We start from the raw sequence: 22,162 nt of genomic DNA, 5'->3' as shown, positions 1-22,162 counted from the left end.
CAGGACAGCTACGAACGAACAGTCGCGTGTGCGCCGCCCTGGCGGCGCCCACGCACCGAGGGGAGACCGCCTTGACACCGCCGGCCGCAGCCGCCGCCACCATCCGTACCGACGAATCCAGCACAGAGCGGGTGGCGCCCGTCGTCACCTCTGCCGAGAGCCAGGCGCCCACCCCCGTGGGCCTGCCGGGCACCGGCGACGACGACCCCTGCGAACGCAGCGCGGCGGCACCGACCGCCGCGCCCGCCCCGATCGGTGCGACCGGGGCCCGCTTCACCCGGCCCGGGGGGATGTTCTCCTCCCTCCGCGTCCGTAACTACCGCTACTACTTCGCCGGTCAGGTGGTCTCCAACACCGGGACCTGGATGCAGCGCATCGCCCAGGACTGGCTGGTGCTGAGCCTCACCGGCAGCCCGCTCGCGGTCGGCATCACCACCGCGATGCAGTTCCTCCCGATGCTGCTGCTCGGCCTCTTCGGTGGCGTGCTCGCCGACCGGATGCCCAAGCGCCGCCTGCTGATCGCCACCCAGGGCGCGATGGGCCTGCTGGCCGCCGGGCTCGCTGTGCTGACCGTCACCGGCGTGGTGACCGCCGGGCTGGTGTACGCTTTCGCGCTGCTGCTCGGCCTGGTCACGGTGGTCGACAACCCGACCCGGCAGGCCTTCGTCAGCGAGATGGTCGGTCCGAAGGACCTCGCCAACGCGGTGAGCCTGAACGCCGCCAACTTCCAGACCGCACGGCTGGTCGGCCCGGCGGTGGCCGGTCTGCTGATCGCCGCCGTCGGCAGCGGCTGGGCCTTCGCGGTCAACGCGGTCTCGTTCGTCGCCGTGATCGGCGGGCTGCTCGCGATGCGTACGAGCGAGCTGCGGCCGGTCACGCCGATCGCCCGCGAGAAGGGCCAGCTCCGCGAGGGGCTCCGGTACGTCAAGGAGCGCCCGGAGCTGTTCTGGCCGATGGTGCTGGCCGGGTTCATCGGCACCTTCGGGTTCAACTTCCCGACGCTGCTGTCGGGTTTCGCGTACGACACCTTCAAGGTCGGCGCCGGGCAGTACGGCCTGCTGAACACCGCGATGGCGGTCGGTTCGCTGACCGGTGCGCTGGTGGCCGCGCGGCGCGGGGCGCCGAGGCTGCGGCGGCTGGTGCTGGCCGCGCTCGCCTTCGGCGCCCTGGAGGTGCTGGCGGCCTTCGCGCCCGGGTACTGGACCTTCGCGGTGCTGCTGACGGTGATCGGGGTCTTCGGCCTCACCTTCAACACCTCGGTGAACTCGGCGATCCAGCTGGCCACCGAGCCCGCGATGCGGGGCCGGGTGATGGGCCTGCTGGTGCTGGTCTTCACCGGCGGCACGCCGATCGGCGCCCCGCTGGTCGGCTGGGTGACGGCCGAGTACGGCCCCCGGCTCGGCCTGCTGGCCTGCGGCCTCGTCTCGGCGCTGGCGGCAGGCGTCGTCGCGCTGGTGCTGGCACGGGCGGCTGACCTGCGGGTGCGGGTCGACCTGCACCCCGGGCACGGCGGCCGGGTGGTCGCCGTGGTGCCCAGAGTGGCGCTGGCCACCGCTGCCTGACGGACCGTCAGGCAGCTGCGGCGGCCCGGTCTAGAGCCTCATCTCCAGGATCTGACCGGGCCAGTCGCTGCCGAACTGGGGGACGGTGAAGGTCTCGGTCGGAGTGAAGCCGAGCCTGCGGTACTGGCCGACCAGGCGCTGGTCGTCGCCGGCGTAGCAGTCCACCCGGAGCAGGTCCAGGCCGCGGCGGCGGGTCTCCTCGACCGCGTCGGCGATCAGGGCCGCGCCGATGCCCGAGCCCGAGCGGCTGCGGGCGGTGACCAGGTGGCGGATGTAGAGCTCGGGGCCGGGCGCCGGGGTGATGGAGGCGGACGGCTCGTCCGCGAGGATGCAGGCGCCGACGACGGCCCCCGTCTCGTCCTCGGCGATGCGGACGAGGTAGTCGGTGGCGTACTCGTGGATGCGGGCCACCGCTGCGGGGCGGGAGGTGTAGGGCCGGTCGCCCCACTGGCCGGTGCGGCCGAGCGAGACCAGCCAGTCAACGGCCTCGTCGAGGAGCCGGAGGATGTCGGGGGCGTGCTCGGGGCCGCCAGTGATGATCTTCATGAAAACCTTTCTACCCGCCGCCGGACGCAGGGCCAAGGGCTTGTCGGCTGTACACCCGTTACTCGGGCCCGGCCGCAGAATGGACGCATGAGACTGTTCGTGGCGGTGCTGCCGCCGGTGGAAGCGGTGCAGGAGCTGGTCGACGCGGCGGCGCCGCTGCGCGGGACGGCGGAGGGGGAGCGGCTGCGCTGGTCCGGGGTGGAGGGGTGGCACCTGACGCTGGCCTTCCTGGGGGAGCTGCCGGTGGTGGAGCTCGACCGGCTGGAGCAGCTGCTCGGGCAGGTGGCGGCCGGGCACGGGGCGCACCGCCTGCGGCTGGCCGGGGGAGGCAACTTCGGCGACCGGGTGCTGTGGGCCGGGGTGGAGGGGGAGACCTGGGCGTTGAAGCGGCTCGCGGAGGCCGTGCGGGTGGCGGTGGCCGAGCTCGGGGTGGAGACCGACCAGTACGGCTTCCACCCGCACCTGACGCTGGCGCGGGCCGGGTCGAGCCATGGGCAGCGGCGGGCCGAGCGGCGGGCGGCGGCCGGGGGGATGCAGGCGCTGGCGGAGGAGCTGGCGGACTTCCGGGGCGGCGAGTGGGAGGCGGCGGAGCTGCACCTGGTGCGGAGTGAGCAGGGGTTCGGGCCGTCGCGGTACACCACCGTCCGGTCCTGGCCGCTGGCGCGCTGGGAGGCCTGACGGCGGCCCGGGTGCGCCCGGTGGCTACCAGAACTCCTGTATGAGGTCGTACAGTTGGCGGACCGGGCAGCTTCGCGGGAGTGCTGGACGCATCTGGTTGACCACTGGGGACGCGGGCGACGGAAGGCCCTGCGGTGCCCAGGGCACCCGTGGCCCCCGGTGGAGCGACCTCCGAGGGCCACGGGGTGGTCGGAGGTGCGGACCGGAGCGGGGGAGTCGCGAGGCGGTGCGGGCCACCGGGTAGTCTCGTTGACCGTGGACCCGAAGACTCGCATGCGTATCGTGACCGGCGCTCTGTTGTTGCTGCTGACTGTCGTGCTGATCAGCTACCTGGTGAAGTAGCCCGCCGCTGACCAAGCAGTACGCGCCAGGGGCGCGGGGCTTCTGCTGGATCAGCGAAGCCCCGCGCCCCTGGCGCGTACCGGTTCGTTCGGTCAGCCGGTCAGAGCTGGCCGACGACGTAGTCGATGCAGGCGGTGAGCGCCTGGACGTCGGAGGGCTCCACAGCCGGGAACATCGCGACGCGGAGCTGGTTGCGGCCGAGCTTGCGGTACGGCTCGGTGTCCACGATGCCGTTGGCCCGCAGGGCCTTGGCGATCTCGGCGGCGTCGATCGAGTCGTCGAAGTCGATCGTGCCGACGACCTGGGAGCGCTCCTCGGCCTTGGCGACGAAGGGCTGCGCGAAGGAGGACTTCTCGGCCCAGGAGTACAGGATCGAGGAGGACTCGGCGGTGCGGGCGACGGACCAGTCCAGGCCGCCGTTGCCGTTCAACCACTCCAGCTGCTCGGCGAGCAGCACCAGGGTGGAGATCGCCGGGGTGTTGTACGTCTGGTCCTTCGACGAGTTGTCGATGGCCGTCGGCAGGTCGAAGAACGGCGGGATGTACCGGCCGGAGGCGGCGATCTCGGCGGCGCGCTCCAGGGCGGCCGGGGAGAAGGTCGCCAGCCAGAGGCCGCCCTCGGAGGCGAAGCACTTCTGCGGCGCGAAGTAGTAGACGTCCGTCTCGGTGATGTCGACGGGCAGGCCGCCCGCACCCGAGGTGGCGTCGACCAGGACGAGCGAGCCGGCGTCCGTGCCCTCGGGGCGGCGGATCGGCATCGCGACACCGGTCGAGGTCTCGTTGTGGGTGAGCGCGTAGACGTCCACGCCGGCCTCGGCGACCGGCAGCGGGTGGGTGCCGACCTCGCTCTTGACCACGGTCGGGTCGTCCAGCCACGGCACGGCCTTGACCGAGGAGGCGAACTTGGAGGAGAACTCGCCGAAGCTCAGGTGCTGCGACTTCTGCCGCACCAGCCCGAGGGCGGCGATGTCCCAGAACGCGGTGGAGCCGCCGTTGCCGAGCAGGACCTCGTACCCCTCGGGGAGGGAGAAGAGCTCGCGCACACCGGCCCGGACGCGCTTGACCACGTTCTTGACCGGGGCCTGCCGGTGCGAGGTGCCCAGCAGTGAGGTAGCGGTGGCGGCGAGGGCACTCACGGCCTCGGGGCGCACCTTGGACGGACCGCAGCCGAAACGGCCGTCTGCGGGCTTGATGTCAGCGGGGATCTGGATCTGAGCCACACGCGCAGCCTACTGCCCGGCACAGCGCGGGTGATACGGCAGTCCGGCCGCTGAGATGTGATCTTCGTGGCACGGGGTGCGGCCCAGGTCGTGGCACGGGCGGGCCCGGAGAGAATCCGGACCCGCCCGAAAGAGTGATGCCGCGTCAGTGACTCACGCCGGGTCGGTGTGCGACCGAAGCGTCAGTGCGCGATCGACTCGAAGCCCTCGATGTCGCGCGGGCTGCGCGGGCCGGGGCCGATGTAGCGCGCGGCGGGGCGCACCAGGCGGCCCGTGCGCTTCTGCTCCAGGATGTGCGCCGACCAGCCGGCCGTGCGGGCGCAGGTGAACATCGAGGTGAACATGTGCGCCGGGACCTCGGCGAAGTCCAGCATGATCGCGGCCCAGAACTCGACGTTGGTGGCCAGCACACGGTCGGGGCGGCGGTTGTGCAGCTCCTCCAGCGCGGCCTGCTCCAGCGCCTCGGCGATCTCGAAGCGCGGTGCGCCGAGCTCCTTGGCGGTGCGGCGCAGCACGCGGGCGCGCGGGTCCTCGGCGCGGTAGACGCGGTGGCCGAAGCCCATCAGGCGCTCGCCCTTGTCGAGGGCGTCCTTGACCCACTTCTTGGCGTCGCCGGTGCGCTCGATCTCCTCGATCATGCCGAGCACGCGGGACGGGGCGCCGCCGTGCAGCGGGCCGGACATCGCGCCGACGGCTCCGGAGAGCGCGGCGGCGACGTCGGCGCCGGTGGAGGCGATGACGCGGGCGGTGAAGGTCGAGGCGTTCATGCCGTGCTCGGCGGCGGAGGTCCAGTACGCGTCGATCGCCTTGACGTGCTTCGGGTCCGGCTCGCCGCGCCAGCGGACCATGAAGCGCTCGACGACCGTCTCGGCCTTGTCGATCTCGCTCTGCGGCACCATCGGCAGGCCCTGGCCGCGCGCGGACTGCGCGACGTAGGACAGCGCCATCACGGCGGCGCGGGCGAGGTCGTCGCGGGCCTGCTCGGCGGAGATGTCGAGCAGCGGCTTCAGGCCCCAGACCGGGGCGAGCATGGCGAGGGCGGACTGCACGTCGACCCGGATGTCGCCGGAGTGCACCGGGATGGGGAACGGCTCGGCGGCGGGCAGGCCCGGGTTGAACTTGCCGTCCACCAGCAGGCCCCAGACGTTCCCGAAGGAGACGTGCCCGACCAGGTCGTCGATGTCGACGCCGCGGTATCGCAGGGCGCCGCCTTCGCGGTCAGGCTCGGCGATCTCGCTCTCGAAAGCGACGACTCCCTCAAGCCCGGGTACGAAATCGGACATCAGACGGCTCCTTCAGTGATCCGATGCGCCGGTCCGCCTGGGTGGGGCGGGAGCCGACGGTGACCGTACGGTGGTTGGCACTCGGTGTCAGAGTGACAGGCACGGAGTGCATTACGCCAGACACCACCCCAGTGATGTTTCCCCGACAGCCGCTGGGCGCGGCTCTCGTCGCGTCAGGCGGCCGGCATCGGTGGCGGACCAGGCCCGGCATCGGTGGCGGACCTGCCCCGGCTTCGCTGGCGGACACAACCGGAGAGAACCGGACCAATCCGGACAGTCTCTCGCGCGGTGGGTGGTGAAGCGGTGGCGTGACACCTTAACTCCCACCCGGGTTTGCCTGGCAGTAGCGGTACCCGACGCTTGTCGTACGGGATGATGTTGGGGTGCCTACCGCGGAACGCCACCCGAAACACCCGACCACGCCCGCCGAGGACCGGCCCGCCCCGGACCCGAGCGTGATGCGTGAGCACTACCAGCACGACGGCCTCGCCGAGCAGCAGCTCGCGGCCGATCCGGTCACGCAGTTCACCCGGTGGTTCCACGAGGCCGAGCAGGCCGGAGTCCCCGAGCCGAACGCGATGGTGCTCTCCACGGCCGACGCCGAGGGCCGGCCGAGCTCGCGGACGGTGCTGCTGAAGGGCTTCGACCGGCGCGGCTTCGTCTTCTACACCAACTACGGCTCCCGCAAGGGCGCCGAACTGGCCGTCAACCCGCATGCGGCGCTGCTCTTCCCGTGGATCACGCTGGGCCGCCAGGTGCAGGTCACGGGTCGGGTCGAGAAGGTCGGCCGGGACGAGACCGCCGCGTACTTCCGGACCCGCCCGCACGGCTCGCAGCTCGGGGCCTGGGCGAGCGAGCAGTCCAGCCCGGTGAGCAGCCGCGAGGTGCTGGAGCAGCGGTTCGCCGATCTGGCCGGGCGCTACCCCGAGGGGGAGGGCGTGCCGGTGCCGCCGTTCTGGGGCGGCTACCGGGTGGTGCCGGAGTCCGTGGAGTTCTGGCAGGGCCGGGCGAACCGCCTGCACGACCGCCTCCGGTACGTCGCCGAGGGCGGCGGCTGGCGGGTCGAGCGGCTCTGCCCGTAGATCGTGGGCGTACGGTGGGCGGGCCCGATCGGGCCGTCTACGTCAACCGCCGTACGGGTTACTAGACCGAGCTGATGGACACTCTCACTCTTCCGGGCCATTCTTCGGCGGCGCCGGGCGCTGCTGGGCGTGCCCATGAGGAAAATCGGGCGTAATCGGGTTGGACCCAGTGCCAGGACAGGGTATCTGTGTTACCCCGTTTTCCCGCGCCGCAAGCTTCCCCGTGCCGCCGGCGCAGAAACGAGACTTCCATGGTCGCCGCACTCGCCACCAGGCCGGTCGACAGCGAGCCCGCCGAGCGCCCCGCCGCCCGGCCGTCCCTCGCCGACCTCGCCGCACTGGGTACGGACCTGCTCACCGCCGGGCTCCACCGCGCGCTGCCCGGTGACGAGCCGGGCCGGGTGGCCGTCGCCGCGTTCAACTCCTCGATCTGACACCTCGTCGGTTCGACCAAGCACAGGCTGCCGGGCCCGGGGAGGCAATCCCGGGCCCGGCAGGCCAGGTAAGCCGGTAACGCTCATGTCCCGCCCCACGGTGCCGTTCTCGCAGTTCGTGCTGAAGATGCACAGCCGGTGCGACCTCGCCTGCGACCACTGCTACGTCTACGAACACGCCGACACCAGCTGGCGCGCCAAGCCCCGCACCGTCTCCGAACGGGTGCTCGTACGGGCGGCCGAGCGGATCGGCGAGCACGCCCGCACCCACCGGCTCCCCGCCGTGCACGTGGTGCTGCACGGTGGGGAGCCGTTGCTCGCCGGGCCGGCCCTGCTGCGCCGGGCGGCCGAGGAGCTGCGCCGCGCACTGCCGCCAGGCTGCGAGCTCGACCTCCGGATCCACACCAACGGGGTGCGGCTCGACGAGTCCTACTGCGAGCTCTTCGCCGAGCTCGACGTACGCGTCGGCATCTCGCTGGACGGCGACCGGGCCGCCAACGACCGCCACCGCCGCTACGCCGACGGGCGCAGCAGCCACGGCCAGGTGCTCGACGCCGTCTCGCTGCTCCGCCGCCCCGAGTACCGGCACCTCTACGCCGGGCTGCTCTGCACCGTCGACGTCGAGAACGACCCCGCCGCCGTCTACGACGCGCTCGTCGCCCTCGACCCACCGAGGATCGACTTCCTTCTCCCGCACGCGACTTGGGACGCCCCGCCGAAGTGCCCGGCGGGCGCGGGCCGGACGCCGTACGCCGACTGGCTGCAGGCCGTCCACGACCGGTGGACGGCGCAGGGCAGGTCGGTGCCCGTCCGGCTCTTCGACTCCGTCCACCGGACGCTGCGCGGCCGCTCCAGCCTGACCGAGTCGCTCGGTCTCGACCCGGCGGACCTGGTGGTGATCGAGACCGACGGCACCCTGGAGCAGGCCGACAGCCTGAAGACGGCCTACGACGGCGCGCCCGGGACGGGCTTCGACGTGTTCGCGCACAGCCTCGACCAGGTCGGTCTGCACCCCGCGATGCTCGAACGGCAGTCCGGGCTGGCCGGGTTGAGCGCCGAGTGCCGCAACTGCCCGGTGGTCCGCAGCTGCGGCGGTGGTCTCTACGCCCACCGCTACCGGACCGCCAACGGCTTCGACAACCCGTCCGTCTTCTGCGGGGATCTGATGAAACTGATCACCACCATCCGGGACCGGAGTGCCATGCCCATCCCGCTGCCCACCCAACCGAGCCTGTCCGAGCGCCAGTTGGACGAGCTGGCCGCCGGGCACGGCAGCGCCGAGACGGTGCAGGCCCTGGTCGAGGCCCAACTCCGGCTCACCCGGCAGCTGGTGGCCGCTCTCGCGCCGCAGGCCTCCGAGGCCTGGGCGGTGCTCACCGAGCTGGACGCCGCCGCACCGCAGGCCCTCGACGCCGTGCTCCGGCACCCCTACGTCCGGGCCTGGGCGGTCCGTTGCCTCCGCGGCGAGCCGGGCGCCGACCCGGGCGGGCTGGCCGAGCTGGCGGCGGCCGCCGCAGTGCGGGCCGGGGCCGCGTGCTCGCTCGCCGTGCCCGTACGGGGTGGTGCGGTGCACCTGCCGACGCTCGGGCGGGTGCTGGTCGACGGCCCGGCCGACGGCAGCGCCACGCTCACGACGGCGGACGGCGGCCTCACCGTCCACGGGGTGACCGTCCCCCCGGGCGCACCCGCCGGGCCGCAGTGGCAGCCGCTGCGACGCGTCACGCTCCAGGGCGGCGGCGGGTGGGAGATCGCCCTGGAGGACCTCGACCCGCAGCGCGACAGCCACCAGCACCCCGTCGCCGACCGGCTGCCGGAGGACGAGCTGCTCACCTGGACGGGAGCCCTGCGCGAGGCCTGGGAGCTGATCCGGCGCGACCTGCCCGGTGCCGCCCCCGGCCTGCGCGCCGGGCTGGGCACCCTCACCCCGCTGCGGCCCGGCCCCGAGGGCCGGGACGTCAGCGCGGCCGCCCGGCAGGCCTTCGGGGCCGTCGGCATCGCCCGCCCCGCCACTGCGCCGACGCTGGCCCTGCTGCTCACGCACGAGTTCCAGCACGTCAAGCTGGGCGCGGTGCTCGACCAGTACGACCTGTACGACCCGGCGGACGCGCGGCGCTACCGCGCCCCCTGGCGGCCCGACCCCCGGCCGCTGGAGGGCCTGCTGCAGGGCACGTACGCCCATCTCGCCGTCACCGAGTACTGGGCGGCCCGGGTGCGGGCGTACGACGGGCTGCCGGGGGCCGCCGCCGAGCGGGCCCGGCGGGAGCTGGCGCTCTGGCGCGGGCACACCTGGGACGCCACCGGCACGCTGCTCGCCTCCGGGGCGCTGACGGCGCTCGGGGAGCGGTTCGTGGCGGGCATGCGGACGGCGGTGGAGCCGTGGCTGGCGGTGCCGGTGGGTGATGGTGCTGGTGGTGGGAGTGGCGATGGAGTTGGCGTCGTGGCGGGGCGGCCGAGCTGACGGAGTGCCGCAAGAAGCCCTGAAGGGTTGAGCGATGCCATGAAATGCCAACGGATTGCCACGAGATGGCACCTCGTAACGGGTGGTGACACGCCCGGGGCACCGCGTAACGTCTCCGCGTAACCTCTCGCCGAGGCATCCGAGTTGAGGAGCCCCCGTGTTCGCTGCCGGGAAGCTGGAGCAGGACTTGCAGGCGCTCGGCGTCCGGGCCGGCGAAACGCTGCTGGTGCAGTCCTCGCTCCGCTCCGTCGGCCCGGTGGACGGCGGTGCCGAAACGATTCTCAAGGCCCTGCTCGGCGCTCTCGGCCCCGAGGGCACCCTGGTCGTCTACACCGCCTCGCCGGAGAACTCCGACACGTCACGGATGGCCCTCGCGCTCACCGACCCGCTGCCGCCCGCCGAGCTGCGCGCGCACCGCGCGACCATGCCGCCCTTCGACCTGGCGACCACACCCACCACGCCGATCCTCGGCCACTTCTCCGAGCTGGTCCGGGCCCAGCCGGGAGCAGTCCGCAGCAGGCACCCGCAGACCTCCTTCACCGCCCTGGGCCCGAAGGCCGGGGAGCTGATGGCCGAGCACGCGCTCGACTGCCACCTCGGCGAGCGTTCGCCCGTCCGCCGCCTCTACGACAGCGGCGCCCGCGCCCTGCTGGTCGGTGTCCCGGTCTGGTGCTGCACGGCCTTCCACCTCGCCGAGTACCGCCAGCCGGGCCAGCCGGGCCAGCGCTACGGGTGCGTGATCACCGACGGGCGCGGCCTGCGCCAGTGGGTGCACTTCGACGCACCGAAGCTGGAGGACGAGCACTTCGTCGCGATGGGCGAGGCGCTGGCCGACGACATCACGGGCCTGGTGCGCGGCAGGCTCGGCGACGCCGACTGCTTCCTGCTCTCCATCGCCGAAGGCGTGGACGCCTCGACCGCCTGGCTGGCCCGGCGCCGCTGAGCGGCACGCCCCGGCCGGGCGGCATGGTGCATCTCACACGGCTCTCACAATGGTGCCGTCCGGAGGCGACCGGGCGGGCAGGGTTGGGGGCCTGACGGTCCGTATATCTGCACATAACGGACAAATGCTCCGGCTGGACTTCAGAGGTAGATGGCTACTCGGTTGACTTGAGAGATAATCGGATGAAGATGGGATGAAGGTGGCCTAGGGCTGACGCCAGAACGACACCTGCGGCAGGCTGTACCCCTCCTTGGGGCAGTGGTCAATTCATGTGTCGGGGAGTTGGGTTTTGGTCGGCATGGAGGGTGAGAGCGGTCGTGCCGGTACGGTGCGCCTGCCGTCGTCGCCTGACTCGGCGGCGATGCTCCTGCCCGAGACCCGCAGCTCGCTGGGTGTCCTGCAGTCCGAGCGGTCCCGGCTGGTCCGCGTCTACCGCAGGCTGCTGCCCGAGCGCAGCCGCGCCGCGATCGCCGGGAAGATCTCGCACGAGGTCCGTACCCAGGTCATCCACCAGATCTCCCGCTCGCTGTCCATCCAGCACCGCGTCACCACCGTGCGCGGCGGCCGGCTGGCCAAGCGGCACCCCGCACTGTTCGAGTCCGGCCAGGTCGTCCTGACCCAGGTCGGGCGGACGCGCAAGGTCGTCAGCCTGCGGCCGGACGCGGCCCCGCTCCAGGCCCGCCGCGACAACCTGCTGCTCGTCCGCCGGGCGCTGGAGACCGCCGGCATCGAGTACTTCTGCGTCCGCGGCGCGCTGGACGCCTCCTCCGTCGTCGCCGTCTCCCGCCAGGACCGTGCGGCCGTGCACGCCGCGCTCGCCGCGCTCTGCGCCCGCGTCCCCGGCTACGTCTCCGCCGTGCCGCTCGGCCCCGCCGTCGTGCCCGACCACTCCGAGCCGGGCTTCGAGCCGGACAGCTGGCACGAGGTCGCGCAGGCCGCCGTCATCCGGCTGACCTGGTTCCACGGTGACCCGTCCGGCCAGTACGTGCTCGGGCACGAGTACGGCTGCGACATCGAGTTCTGGACGCCCGCCGAGGGCGAGCTGCTCGCCCCCCGGCGCAACCGGGTCAGCGAGCGCGTCCCTGCCGGGCAGCCGAGCGTCGAGGGCGCTCCCGGCCTGTTCACCCGCCTCGAGGCCTGGGACAGACCCGGCGAGCCGGTGCCCACCAGACCCGAGTTCACCCACCCGCTGCCGGAGGACGTCCGCTTCCCGGTGGACGTCGTCTACACCTGGGTCGACGGCAACGACCCGGCCTGGCAGCGCCGCCGGGCCGAGGCCGAGGGCGTGGCGCACACGTACAACCCCGAGGCGGTGAACGACGCCCGCTTCATGAGCCGCGACGAACTCCGCTACTCGCTGCGCTCGCTGCACCTCAACGCGCCCTGGGTGCGCAACGTCTACCTCGTCACCGACGACCAGACGCCCGCCTGGCTGGACACCGCCAACCCACGGGTCAAGGTGCTCAGCCACCGGGACATCTTCCGGGACGCCTCGGTGCTGCCGACCTTCAACTCGCACGCCATCGAGAGTCAGCTGCACCACATCGAGGGGCTCTCGGAGCAGTTCCTCTACTTCAACGACGACGTCTTCCTGGGCCGTCCGGTTGCACCTCAGCAGTTCTTCCACTCCAACGGGCTGACGAAGTTCTTCCCGTCGACGGCGATGGTGCCGCTCGGCGACCCGACGCTGCTGGACGCTCCGGTGGCGGCCGCCGCCAAGAACAACCGGCAGCTGATCGAGGGCGACTTCGGGACGCGGCTGGTGCAGAAGATGATGCACGTGCCGCACGCCCTGCGGCGGGACGTCCTCGGCGAGATCGAGGACCGCTACGCCGACGGACACCGCGCCACCGCCGGCGGCCGTTTCCGCAGCCCCACCGACCTGTCGGTCGCCTCCTCGCTGCACCACTACTACGGCTACCACAGCGGCCGGGCCGTCCCCGACCGGATCGAGTACGCCTACCTCGACCTGATGCACCCGAGCACCTCCCGGCGCCTGGCCCGCATCCTGGCCGACCGCGGCCTGGACGTCTTCTGCATCAACGACACCGTCTCGGCCCGGAAGGACCTGGCGAACCAGCTGGAGCTGCTGCAGCCCTTCCTGGACTCGTACTTCCCGGTCGCCAGCCCCTTCGAGAAGTAGCCCTCAGACGGTCGTCCAGCCGCCGAACGCGCCGGCAGGGCCCGCTGTGAGCCGGCGGGCGGTGTGGAGGCGGCCGTCCGTGCCGAGCACGGCGAGGACGGTGCGGCCGGTGGTGTCGCGGGCCAGGGCGGGGGCGCCGGTGACAGGGCCTCCGGTGTCGGACCAGCCGCCGGTCGTGGTCCTGACGGTGAGGGTGCCGGAGTCGTTGCGGTGGGCCAGCAGGTCGCCGGTGCCGGTGCGGTGGGCGGTGATCTCGCCCTGTCCGCCGTGGCCGCCGAGAGCGGCAGGGAGCAGCGGCCAGCCGGAGGGCAGCCCCCGCAGGGCGGTGACGCCGGCGCTGCGGGCCTGGCGGTAGTAGAGGGTGGTCCGCCCCGGGCGGGACTCGACGGGGGTGAGGGCGCCCGCGACCGGGACGGCGGCGGGGATCCGCGCGGAGCCGAACCGGCCGGAGGAGTCCTGCTGCCAGTGCCAGGCGCTGCGGGCGTCGCTCGCGAAGACCTCGATCCTGCCGGAGGCGAGGGTGTGGGCGGTCACCGCGTCCTGCAGGGTGCGGCCGCCGAGGCTCTGCCAGGGGCTCCAGCTGCCGTCGGGGAGTTCGTGACGGTGGCTCAGGCCGTGGGCGAAGTCGCGGACGAAGAGGTGCAGGCGGCCGTCGGCGTCGAAGGCTGCTGCGGGGGTGCCGAGTTCGCGTCGTACCCGCTGGTCGGGGTTGTTGGGGTGGTCCGGTCCGGCGAGCGCCTCCCACGGGGTGAAGGGGGCGCCCGGGGCGGGCTGGGTGGCGCGGACCACCTCCAGGCCGACGGTCGCGTGGTCGCCCGCGGTGCGGCGCAGGGCGGTCAGGTGGATGCGGCCCGCCGGGTCGGTGACGGTGCGCAGGGTGGGCAGGAGCCACTCGCCGGGCAGCTGCCCGACGAGGGCGAAGTCGCCGCCAGGGGTCCGTTCGCGCCAGTGGGTGGCCCGGCCGCCGAGGACGGCGAAGGCGTTGAGGCGGCCGGTGCCGTCGGGCAGCAGCCAGTCGGTGGCGTCGGGGTAGCGGGAGGCGGTGCTGATCAGGTGGCTGCTCGCACCGGGGTCGGGGGTGACCTGGTAGTCGCCGCAGTCGTGCGCCGGGCAGGCTCCGGCGCCGAAACCGGCGTACGGGAGCAGGTAGCGGCGCTTCTCGGCCTTGGCCGCCGTGCTGAGGTTGGACGGCCAGAACTTGCTGGTGTAGCCCCGGTAGTGCTCGACCACGGGCCGGGCTCCGGTGTCGGCGACGTACTCGCGCAGGGCGGCCAGCGCGAACTGCGCGGTGGCGGTGTGGTCGATGTGGTCGCCGGAGGTGATGCCGGGCTCGTCCGGGTCGTGCTCCGGGTCCGGGTCCAGGGTGCGGACGGTGGCCGGCCGGTGGCGCTTCAGCAGGTCCAGCAGGACCGCGGTGACGCGGCCCGTGCTGTAGTCCTGCGAGGCGGTGACGGGCGAGCCCGTGCCGGGCAGGGTGGACTCCAGCGGTACGTCGCCGGACCACAGGGTGCGCAGCCGTACGCCGGTGCCGTCGGGGGCTTTGGCCTGGCCGTGCAGGTGCTGGCCGAGGTTGCAGAAGTAGAGCTGGACGGCGGGCCGGGCGGCGAGGGTGCAGCGCTCGACCAGGGCGCCGTCGGCGAGCGGGACGGCCTCGCGGCGCCAGGGGGAGTGCTGGTCGCCGGTGGCCATCAGGGCGTACGCGGCGCGCAGGCCGTTGTGGCGGGCCTCGGTGTAGCCGGGCTTGTCGGCGGGGTAGCGGTCGTGGTCGGGGGCGTCGTTGGAGATGTTCTTCCCGTCCGCCTCCCCTGCCGTGAGGACGACGGTGACGACCGGTGCGCCCTGGGCGATCGAGCGCTGCAGGGGCGGGTTCATGAAGTAGAGGTCGTCGTCCGGGTGGGCGATGATCTGCAGGTAGGAGCCGTGCCAACTGCCTTCCGGCAGTGCGCCGGTGCCGGTGACGCCGGCTCGGGCGGCGGTGTCGTCGGCCGGGTAGCTGCGGAGCACCTCGGTGAGCGGGAGGGCGGCGAGGCCGACGCCGAGGACGGCCCGTCGGGTCCACGGGCGGCGGGGAGCGGGGTGCAACGCGGCTCCTTGATCACTACGGCAGTTCGCCGCAGCGTCTCTACAGCGGTTCTCTACAGCGGTTTAGATTAATCAGACAACCTTACTTCCCCTGTGCACGTCGAGGCTGCTGCGGCGCTATTCCCATGGGCACCGGGTGTTCCTAGACTGAAGGCCCTCTGTGGGGGAACGACGCAACTGAGGACTGAGCCCACACCGGGCCACGTCTGGGACAGGGCACCACCAACACACCGGAAGGTCTCGGGGGAGGCGCGTGTGGACGACGACCCTGGTGGTTGGGACGAGGGCACGGTGCGACCGTACTTCTTCCTCAGCTACGCCCACACCCCGCGCGCGGGGACGAGAGGGGCCGGAGACCCGAACCACTGGGTGCGCAAACTGTACGAGGACCTCTGCGAGGCCATCCTCCAGCTGACGGACCTGCCCGAGGGCGCCCCCGTCGGCTTCATGGACCAGTCCATGCACCAGGGCGAGCGGTGGGCGCAGCGGCTCGCCAAGGAGCTGGCCACCTGCCGGGTCTTCGTGCCGCTCTACGCGCCGCGCTACTTCAACAGCGTGGCCTGCGGCCAGGAGTGGCACGCCTTCACCCGGCGGCCGGTCTTCCAGGGCAGCCAGAACTCGGAGCTCACCACCGGCATCGTGCCGGTGCTCTGGGTCGCCGCGGACAAAGTCCCGCTGCCCGAGGTCGCCAGCCAACTCCAGTTCAACCACAGCAGTTTCGGGCCCGACTACGCGGCCGAGGGCCTGTACGCCCTGATGAAGCTGAGCTACTTCCGGACGAGTTACGAGATCGCCGTCTTCCGGCTGGCCCGGCGGATCGTGGACGTCGCCGAGGGCATGGTCATCCCGGTCGGGCGGCCGGTGGACTTCCAGTCGGAGCCCAGCGCCTTCGAAGTCCGGCCGAGCGCCAACCCGTTGCGGATCTCGGTGTTCTCCTGCCACCAGGCCGAGCTGCCGGAGACCCGCAACCCCGACTTCTACGGGCAGCGCCGGACCGACTGGCAGCCCTACCGGCCGCACGGCGGACGGCCGTTGGCCGACCACGCGGTGCGGGTGGCGAAGCAGCTCGGCTTCCACCCGAGCGTCCACGAGTTCGACGAGGAGGTCAAGGAGATCCTGGCGGACGCCGAACCGGCCGCCCCCGGCCTGCTGCTGCTCGACCGGTGGGCCCTGCGGGACGACCAACGCCGGGAGATCGTCAAGAAGTTCGACCGCAAGAACCCGCCCTGGGTGAGCGTGCTGGAGCCGTGGAACACCGACGACCCGGACTGCACCCGGAACGACGGGGAGCTCGGCGCACTGAGCGACGGCGCGCTGCGCCACAAGCACCGCGAGGCCAAGCCCAGCTTCCAGGGCGACTCCACCGGGCTGGCCACCATGGAGGACTTCGAGGACGCCCTGCCCAAGGCCGCGATGCGCGCCAAGTACGCCTTCGTGGACCGCTCCCGGCGGGCCCAGGGCGGGCAGACCGGCTCGCGGCGGCCGGATCTGCGAGCCGCCTTCGACCAACCGGGAACCCCAGGGGGAGGAGAGTCATGACCGAGGACCCGACCAGGAACTTCCGGCTCGGCACGGAGGCCGCGGACGGACCGTCCGCCGCCGAGGAGGACAGGCAGGGCCGGATCGTCACGTTCTACTCGTACAAGGGCGGCACCGGCCGCACCATGACGCTCGCCAACACGGCCTGGATCCTCGCCGCCAACGGCTTCCGGGTGCTCACCGTCGACTGGGACCTCGAAGCGCCCGGCCTGGCCAAGTTCTTCCGGCCGTTCCTCGACCAGGCGGCCTTGACCGGGACCACCGGCATGATGGACCTGATCACCGAGTACCGCGAGGAGGCGCTCCGCGAGGTCGAGCACCTGCCCGGCTGGCACGAGGACTTCGCCCGCGTGCACCAGCACGCGCTCTCGCTCAACTGGCAGCTCTTCCCCGCCGGCGGCAGCCTCGACTTCCTCTCCGCCGGGCAGCCCAACCGCGACTACTCGGAGACCGTCGGGCGGCTCGACTGGGACCTCTTCTACGACCGTTTCGACGGCGGCCAGTTCTTCGACGCGCTCCGCCGCGACATGAGCCGCCGCTACGACTACATCCTGATCGACAGCCGCACCGGCCTCTCCGACATCGCCGAGATCTGCACCGTGCAGATGCCCGACGACCTGGTCGTCTGCTTCACCCTCAGCGACCAGAGCATCGAGGGCGCCTCGAAGATCGCCCAGCACATCAACGACCGCTACCGCGACCGGGGCATCCGTATCCTCCCCGTGCCGATGCGCATCGACGAGGGCGAGAAGGAGAAGGCCGACGCCGGCCGGGCCCTCGCCCGGATGCGCTTCGGCGGTCTGCCCGAGGGCCTCGCCGAGGACGAACTCGCCCAGTACTGGGGCTCGGTGGAGATCCCGTACCGGCCGTTCTACGCCTACGAGGAGATCCTCGCGACCTTCGGCGACCAGCCCGGAGCCCCGACCTCGATGCTCGCCGCCTGCGAGCGGCTCACCTCGGTGCTCACCCAGGGCCGGGTCAGTGGCCTGCCGCCGATCGACGAGGACGTCCGGCTGCACTGGGTCGACGCCTACACCCGGCGCCGCCCCAGCGTGCCCGCCGACCTCTACCTCAGCTACGTCCCCGAGGACCGGATGTGGGCGGACTGGATCGCCGCCGTCCTCACCGGCGCCGGCTTCCGGGTGGTGCCCAGGGACGTCGGCGCCGGGGCCGACTCCCGCTCCGACACCGAGCGCGGCATCGACGCCGCGTACCGGACCATCGCGGTCTTCTCCGCCGCCTACCTGCGCTCCCCGCAGGCACGGGCGCTCTGGGACTCGATGGCCGGCTTCGACACCGGCGGGACGCGCCGCCAACTGGTGCCCGTCCGGGTCAGCGACGTCCGGCTCACCGCGCCGTTCAACAGCCGCAACCCCGTCGACCTGGTCGGCCGCGACGAGGCGCAGGCCGCGCTCACCCTGCTGCGCGCCCTCGGCCGGGCCGACGCCGTGCTCGACGACTCCACCGCCGAGGTGCCGCGCTTCCCCGGCACCAAGCCGCTCTACTGGTCGGTGCCCCAGCGCAACCCCTCCTTCACCGGCCGCTCCCAGGTGCTCGACGACCTGCGCGACCAGCTCGTCGGCGGCCCTACCGTCGTGCTGCCCACCCCGCAGACGCTGTACGGCCTCGGCGGTGTCGGCAAGACCCAGCTCGCGCTGGAGTACGCCCACCGGTACATGTCGCACTACGACCTGGTCTGGTGGATCGACGCCGAGCAGACCGACCTGATCGCCCCCGCGCTCGCCGAACTCGCCGGGCGGCTCGGCCTGCGCGTCGGCGGCGTCAACGAGGACGCCGAGGCCGCCCGCGACGCGCTGCGCCGGGGCACCCCGACCTCCCGCTGGCTGCTGATCTTCGACAACGCCGACGAACCCGCCGACATCCGGCGGTACTTCCCCGGCGGCTCCGGCCACATCCTGGTCACCTCCCGCAACCAGGCCTGGTCCGGCCAGGCCGGGGTGCTCGGCGTCGACGTCTTCACCCGCGGCGAGAGTATCGAGCACCTGACCCGCCGCACCCGCGGCCTCTCCCGGCGCGACGCCGACCGTGTCGCCGAGGCGGTCGGCGACCTGCCGCTCGCCGTCGAGGTCGCCGCCGCCTGGCTCGACACCACCCGCACCCCCGTCGACACCTACGTCGACCAGCTGCACGACGAGGCGACGCGCGCCCTCTCGGTCGGCCGCCCCGCCGACTACCCCACCCAGGTCGGCGCGACCTGGAACGTCTCCATCGCCCGGCTCCGCCAGCAGTCCCCGGCAGCGGTGCGGCTGTTGCAGCTCTGCGCGTTCTTCGCGCCCGAGCCGATCTCGATGGACCTCTTCTACAGCGACCAGATGATCCGCTCGCTCGTCCAGTACGACGAGGAGCTGAGCGACACCTTCATGCTCGGCAAGGTCATCCAGGACGTCGGCCGGTACGCCCTCGCCAAGGTCGACGCGGGCAGCAACAGCCTCCAGGTGCACCGGCTGGTGCAGGCCGTCGTCCGCTCCGAGATGACCGAGGACGACCGGGTCGCCGCGATGCACGAGGTGCACCGCATCCTGGTCGGCGCCCGGCCCACCCTCGGTGACACCGACAACCCGGAGAACTGGCCGCGCTTCGAACGGATCTGGCCGCACCTCGCGCCCTCCCGCGCCCAGGACTGCGACGAGCGCGAGACCCGCGAACTGCTCATCGACCGCGTCCGCTACCTCTGGAAGCGCGCAGACCACGACCGCGCCCGCCGCCTCGCCGAACAGCTCGACAGCACCTGGGTCTCCCGGTTGGCGACCGAACACGGCGAGATCGACCGCCGCAACCTCCGGCGGCAGATCTTCAGCCTCAACTTCCAGCACGCCAACGTCCTCCGCTCCCAGGGCAGTTACGCCGAAGCGCTGGCGCTGGACGAGGAGACGCTGGCCGGCCAGAAGGAGCTGCTCGGCGACCGCAACCCGTACACCCTGATGACCGCCGGATCGCTCGGCGCCGACCTCCGGGCCCTCGGCCGCTTCCAGGAGGCCCTCGACCTCGACCTCGAAACCTTCGGCCGCTTCCGGGAGTTGTTCGGCGACGAGAACGCCCGCACGCTCTCCAGTGCCAACAACCTCGCCATCGACTACCGCCTCGTCGGCGACAGCGAGGCCGCCCGCGACCTCGACCAGGACACCTTCGACCGCCGGCTCGCCGTGCTCGGCCCGCGCCACCCCTACACCCTCTCCAGCAAGTCCAACCTGGCCCGCGACCTGCGCGAGGCCGGGGACTACAAGGGCTCGATCGAGCTGCTCCGCGAGGTCACCGTCGAACTCGACGCGGTGCTCCAGCCCGACCTGCCCGAGAACCTCCGCAACGCCAAGTCGCTGGCCGTCTCCCTGCGGCGCGACGGCCAGCTCCGCGAGGCCCGGCAGATCACCCTCCAGACCTACGAGCGCTACCTCGACCGGTACGGCGCCGAGAACGCCGAGACGCTCGCCTGCGCGCTCAACCTCGCCGCCGACCACAGCGCCTCCGGCGACAAGGAGACCGCCCGCGACCTCGCCACGGTCGTCTTCGAGGGCCACCGGCGGCTGTTCGGCGACGAGCACCCCTTCACCCTCGCCTGCGAGAACAACCTCGGCATCTACCTGCGCGGCAGCGGCGAGATCGACGAGGCCGTCCGGCGCGGCCGGCACACCGTCACCGGGCTGCAGCGCGTCCTCGGCCCCGACCACCCCTTCACCCTCAACGCGATGATCAACCTCGCCAACGCCCACGGCGAGTCGGGTGACCTCGTCACCTCCGAGGAGCTCTGCCGCACCGCCCACGCGGGCCTGTGCAACCGCTACAGCCCCAGCCACCCCGACGCCATCGCCGCCGAGGCCAACCTCGCCATCACGCTCCGCAAGGCCGGGCAGACCAACGAGGCCAACACCCTGCGCGAGCACGCCGTCGCCGAGCTGCTGCGGCTGTTCGGCGTCGAACACCCCAACACCGTCTCCGCCCGGGGCTGGAAGCGCATCAACCGGGATCTGGAGCCGCAGCCCTGGTGAGGGCTGTTAGGTTCGCTGCATGCTGCCCAAGGTACTCGTCACCCGTCGGCTCGCTCCCGGTGTGCTGGAGCGGCTCACGCCGCACGTCGACGTCACGCTGCACGACGACGACCTGCCCATGCCCCGGGCGGCCCTGCTGGCCGCCGCCGCGGGGAAGGCGGCCGTGCTGACCACGCTGGACGACGTGGTGGACGAGGAGTTCCTGGCCGCCGCCGGGCCCGGCCTGCGGATCGTCGCCAACCACGCCGTCGGGTACCACAACGTGGACGTCGCGGCCTGCGCCGCCCGGGGCGTGCTGGTCAGCAACACGCCCGGCGTGCTCACCGACGCCACCGCCGACATGGCCTGGGCGCTGCTGCTCGCCGCCACCCGCCGGCTCGGCGAGGGCGAGCGGCTGCTGCGATCCGGGCAGCCCTGGGTCTGGGCGCCCAATTTCCTGCTCGGGATGGAGCTCTCCGGCACGCCGCTGGGCGTTCTCGGGATGGGACGGATCGGCCGGGCGGTGGCCCGCCGCGCCGCCGCCTTCGACATGCCGGTCAGCTACCACAACCGTTCGCGGCTGCCGACCGAGTCGGAGGCGGGGGCGGGCTGGCTCCCGCTGGACGACCTGCTCGCGCAGTCCACCGTCCTGGTGGTCACCTGCCCGCTCTCCGACGCCACCCGGGGCCTGCTCGACGCCCGCCGGATCGCCCAACTCCCGCAGGGCGCGGTGCTCGTGAGCATGACGGCCGGAGTCGTCGACGAGACCGCGCTGGCCGCCGCCCTCGACTCGGGGGCGCTCTTCGCGGCGGCCGTCGACAACTTCGAACGTGAACCGGCCGTCCCCGCCGAGCTGTTGGCCCAGGAGCGGGCCGTCCTCGCACCGCACCTCGGCAGCGCCACCACCCGCACCCGGCAGGCGATGGGCGGCCTCGCCGTCGACAACCTGCTCGCCGTGCTGGGCGGCGGCCAGCCGCCCACGTTGGTCAGCCCGCCGCCCAGTTCAGTGCCTCGGCCATGACCTTCAGGGCCCCGAAGTGGGCCGCGCCGGGCTCCAGGTAGAAGTCGGCGCCGGGGATGCGGTCGGCCAGCCAGCGGGAGTGGTCGACCGGTGAGAACTGGTCGTCGGTGCCGTGCCAGAGCCGGGACGGGACGTCGATGTCCTCGACCTTGAAACCCCAGTCGCTGGTGAACGCCAGGACGTCGTCGATCCAGCCGTCCGCGCCGTACCGGAAGGCCTCCCGGAAGGTGTTCAGCAGCATCCGGCGGATTCCGTAGTCGGTGACCAGCGTCCGGTCGGTGGGCGGGAGTTCGGGCACCAAGTCCCGGATCAGCGCGGCCGGGTCGTCCCGGATCAGCTGGGACCGCAGGCGGAAGCTGGTGCCGAAGTGCTGGATGCCGCGCTCGACGTCGGTGTACTCGCGGATGTTGGAGGCCGTCATCCCGCCGTACCAGTCCAGCCCGTCCGCGTTCCGGGGGGCCAGGCTGACCAGCGCGGCCATCCGGGTCACCCGTTCGGGGAGCAGCGCCGCGCAGGCCAGTGCGTGCGGCCCGCCGCCGGAGCGGCCCAGCACGGCGAAGTCGCCCACCCCGAAGGCGTCCGCGATGGTGGTGACGTCGGCCGCCGCCGAGGCGACCCGGCGGCCCGGCAGCCGGGTGGAGCCGCCGTACCCGGGGCGGTCGTAGGAGATCAGCAGCACGCCCAGCCGGTAGAGCACGGAGGTGCGCGGCAGCGGGCCGACCCGGCTGCCGGGGGTGCCGTGCAGCAGGAAGACCGGCCGGCCCTTCGGGTCTCCGAGGCGGTCGACCGCCAGCGTGCGGCCGTCGGCGGCTTCGACCAGATGGAGCGTCACTCGGTACCTCCTGGG

General features: G+C 72.6%; 15 protein-coding genes. 10 read left to right on the top strand and 5 right to left on the bottom strand.

All coding sequences use genetic code 11. The features are described from left to right. Nucleotides 1-290: 290 nt before the first annotated feature. Complete coding sequence (locus ACR68M_RS13640; protein ID WP_441251607.1) at nucleotides 291-1,562, top strand: MFS transporter; 1,272 nt, start codon at nucleotides 291-293, stop codon at nucleotides 1,560-1,562. 30 nt (nucleotides 1,563-1,592) lie between these two features. Here the strand turns inward: ACR68M_RS13640 and ACR68M_RS13635 are convergent, their stop codons facing one another. After that, the gene (locus ACR68M_RS13635; RefSeq protein ID WP_441250744.1) at nucleotides 1,593-2,108 is read right to left on the bottom strand and encodes a GNAT family N-acetyltransferase; all 516 of its coding nucleotides are present in this window, start codon (nucleotides 2,106-2,108) and stop codon (nucleotides 1,593-1,595) included. A gap of 87 nt (nucleotides 2,109-2,195) precedes the next feature. Between ACR68M_RS13635 and thpR the strand changes: the two genes are divergently transcribed. Beyond that, nucleotides 2,196-2,786, top strand: a complete 591-nt coding sequence (gene thpR / locus ACR68M_RS13630) for an RNA 2',3'-cyclic phosphodiesterase (RefSeq protein ID WP_441250743.1) — start codon at nucleotides 2,196-2,198, stop codon at nucleotides 2,784-2,786. A gap of 442 nt (nucleotides 2,787-3,228) precedes the next feature. Here thpR and serC read toward each other — a convergent pair whose 3' ends face one another. Both serC and ACR68M_RS13620 read right to left on the bottom strand, forming a co-directional pair. Next, on the bottom strand, nucleotides 3,229-4,347 hold the full coding sequence (serC, locus tag ACR68M_RS13625; protein ID WP_441250742.1) for a phosphoserine transaminase: 1,119 nt from the start codon (nucleotides 4,345-4,347) through the stop codon (nucleotides 3,229-3,231). A 182-nt stretch (nucleotides 4,348-4,529) separates the two neighbouring features. Beyond that, the gene (locus ACR68M_RS13620) at nucleotides 4,530-5,630 is read right to left on the bottom strand and encodes a citrate synthase 2 (RefSeq protein ID WP_441250741.1); all 1,101 of its coding nucleotides are present in this window, start codon (nucleotides 5,628-5,630) and stop codon (nucleotides 4,530-4,532) included. A 383-nt stretch (nucleotides 5,631-6,013) separates the two neighbouring features. Between ACR68M_RS13620 and pdxH the strand changes: the two genes are divergently transcribed. The 5 genes from pdxH (at nucleotide 6,014) to ACR68M_RS13595 (ending at nucleotide 12,690) form a co-directional block, all read left to right on the top strand. After that, nucleotides 6,014-6,712, top strand: coding sequence for a pyridoxamine 5'-phosphate oxidase (gene pdxH, locus ACR68M_RS13615; RefSeq protein ID WP_441250740.1), 699 nt, complete (start codon nucleotides 6,014-6,016; stop codon nucleotides 6,710-6,712). A gap of 251 nt (nucleotides 6,713-6,963) precedes the next feature. Then, complete coding sequence (fxsA, locus tag ACR68M_RS13610) at nucleotides 6,964-7,146, top strand: FxSxx-COOH cyclophane-containing RiPP peptide (RefSeq protein ID WP_441250739.1); 183 nt, start codon at nucleotides 6,964-6,966, stop codon at nucleotides 7,144-7,146. An 85-nt stretch (nucleotides 7,147-7,231) separates the two neighbouring features. Beyond that, nucleotides 7,232-9,604 (top strand): FxsB family cyclophane-forming radical SAM/SPASM peptide maturase, encoded by a 2,373-nt coding sequence (locus ACR68M_RS13605; protein ID WP_441250738.1) that lies wholly within the window; start codon nucleotides 7,232-7,234, stop codon nucleotides 9,602-9,604. A gap of 157 nt (nucleotides 9,605-9,761) precedes the next feature. Beyond that, nucleotides 9,762-10,547, top strand: coding sequence for an aminoglycoside N(3)-acetyltransferase (locus tag ACR68M_RS13600; RefSeq protein WP_441250737.1), 786 nt, complete (start codon nucleotides 9,762-9,764; stop codon nucleotides 10,545-10,547). A 361-nt stretch (nucleotides 10,548-10,908) separates the two neighbouring features. After that, nucleotides 10,909-12,690: a stealth family protein gene (locus ACR68M_RS13595; protein WP_441250736.1), complete on the top strand. Its 1,782-nt coding sequence runs from the start codon at nucleotides 10,909-10,911 to the stop codon at nucleotides 12,688-12,690. 3 nt (nucleotides 12,691-12,693) lie between these two features. Here ACR68M_RS13595 and ACR68M_RS13590 read toward each other — a convergent pair whose 3' ends face one another. Beyond that, the gene (locus ACR68M_RS13590) at nucleotides 12,694-14,772 is read right to left on the bottom strand and encodes a PIG-L family deacetylase (RefSeq protein WP_441250735.1); all 2,079 of its coding nucleotides are present in this window, start codon (nucleotides 14,770-14,772) and stop codon (nucleotides 12,694-12,696) included. Between the two features lie 255 nt (nucleotides 14,773-15,027). On the opposite strand from ACR68M_RS13590, the gene ACR68M_RS13585 reads away from it, so the two are divergent. From ACR68M_RS13585 to ACR68M_RS13575, 3 genes are read left to right on the top strand one after another with little or no spacing between them, the layout of a single operon-like run. Then, nucleotides 15,028-16,311 (top strand): TIR-like protein FxsC, encoded by a 1,284-nt coding sequence (locus tag ACR68M_RS13585; RefSeq protein WP_441250734.1) that lies wholly within the window; start codon nucleotides 15,028-15,030, stop codon nucleotides 16,309-16,311. Then, the gene (gene fxsT / locus ACR68M_RS13580) at nucleotides 16,308-20,315 is read left to right on the top strand and encodes an FxSxx-COOH system tetratricopeptide repeat protein (protein ID WP_441250733.1); all 4,008 of its coding nucleotides are present in this window, start codon (nucleotides 16,308-16,310) and stop codon (nucleotides 20,313-20,315) included. The genes ACR68M_RS13585 and fxsT overlap by 4 nt, the downstream gene beginning before the upstream one ends. 19 nt (nucleotides 20,316-20,334) lie before the next feature. Next, a complete protein-coding gene (locus ACR68M_RS13575; RefSeq protein WP_441250732.1) occupies nucleotides 20,335-21,315 on the top strand; it encodes a 2-hydroxyacid dehydrogenase in 981 nt (326 codons plus the stop codon). Here the strand turns inward: ACR68M_RS13575 and ACR68M_RS13570 are convergent. Beyond that, nucleotides 21,281-22,147, bottom strand: coding sequence for an alpha/beta fold hydrolase (locus tag ACR68M_RS13570; protein ID WP_441250731.1), 867 nt, complete (start codon nucleotides 22,145-22,147; stop codon nucleotides 21,281-21,283). The two genes, ACR68M_RS13575 and ACR68M_RS13570, sit on opposite strands and share 35 nt — an antisense overlap. Nucleotides 22,148-22,162: the final 15 nt, after the last annotated feature.

Origin of the sequence: Kitasatospora sp. McL0602, from assembly GCF_052076145.1 — a bacterium.
In the GTDB taxonomy this organism is placed as follows: domain Bacteria; phylum Actinomycetota; class Actinomycetes; order Streptomycetales; family Streptomycetaceae; genus Kitasatospora.
Note: the sequence above shows the minus strand (reverse complement) of the source record. Positions and strands in the feature narration are given on the sequence as shown.

Excerpts from the sequence above, each read along its gene's own strand:
- ACR68M_RS13640 (WP_441251607.1), top strand. The coding sequence starts at position 291 with ATGTTCTCCTCCCTCCGCGTCCGTAACTACCGCTACTACTTCGCCGGT.
- ACR68M_RS13635 (WP_441250744.1), bottom strand. The coding sequence starts at position 2,108 with ATGAAGATCATCACTGGCGGCCCCGAGCACGCCCCCGACATCCTCCGG.
- thpR (WP_441250743.1), top strand. The coding sequence starts at position 2,196 with ATGAGACTGTTCGTGGCGGTGCTGCCGCCGGTGGAAGCGGTGCAGGAG.
- ACR68M_RS13620 (WP_441250741.1), bottom strand. The coding sequence starts at position 5,630 with ATGTCCGATTTCGTACCCGGGCTTGAGGGAGTCGTCGCTTTCGAGAGC.
- fxsA (WP_441250739.1), top strand. The coding sequence starts at position 6,964 with ATGGTCGCCGCACTCGCCACCAGGCCGGTCGACAGCGAGCCCGCCGAG.
- ACR68M_RS13605 (WP_441250738.1), top strand. The coding sequence starts at position 7,232 with ATGTCCCGCCCCACGGTGCCGTTCTCGCAGTTCGTGCTGAAGATGCAC.
- ACR68M_RS13595 (WP_441250736.1), top strand. The coding sequence starts at position 10,909 with ATGCTCCTGCCCGAGACCCGCAGCTCGCTGGGTGTCCTGCAGTCCGAG.
- fxsT (WP_441250733.1), top strand. The coding sequence starts at position 16,308 with ATGACCGAGGACCCGACCAGGAACTTCCGGCTCGGCACGGAGGCCGCG.
- ACR68M_RS13575 (WP_441250732.1), top strand. The coding sequence starts at position 20,335 with ATGCTGCCCAAGGTACTCGTCACCCGTCGGCTCGCTCCCGGTGTGCTG.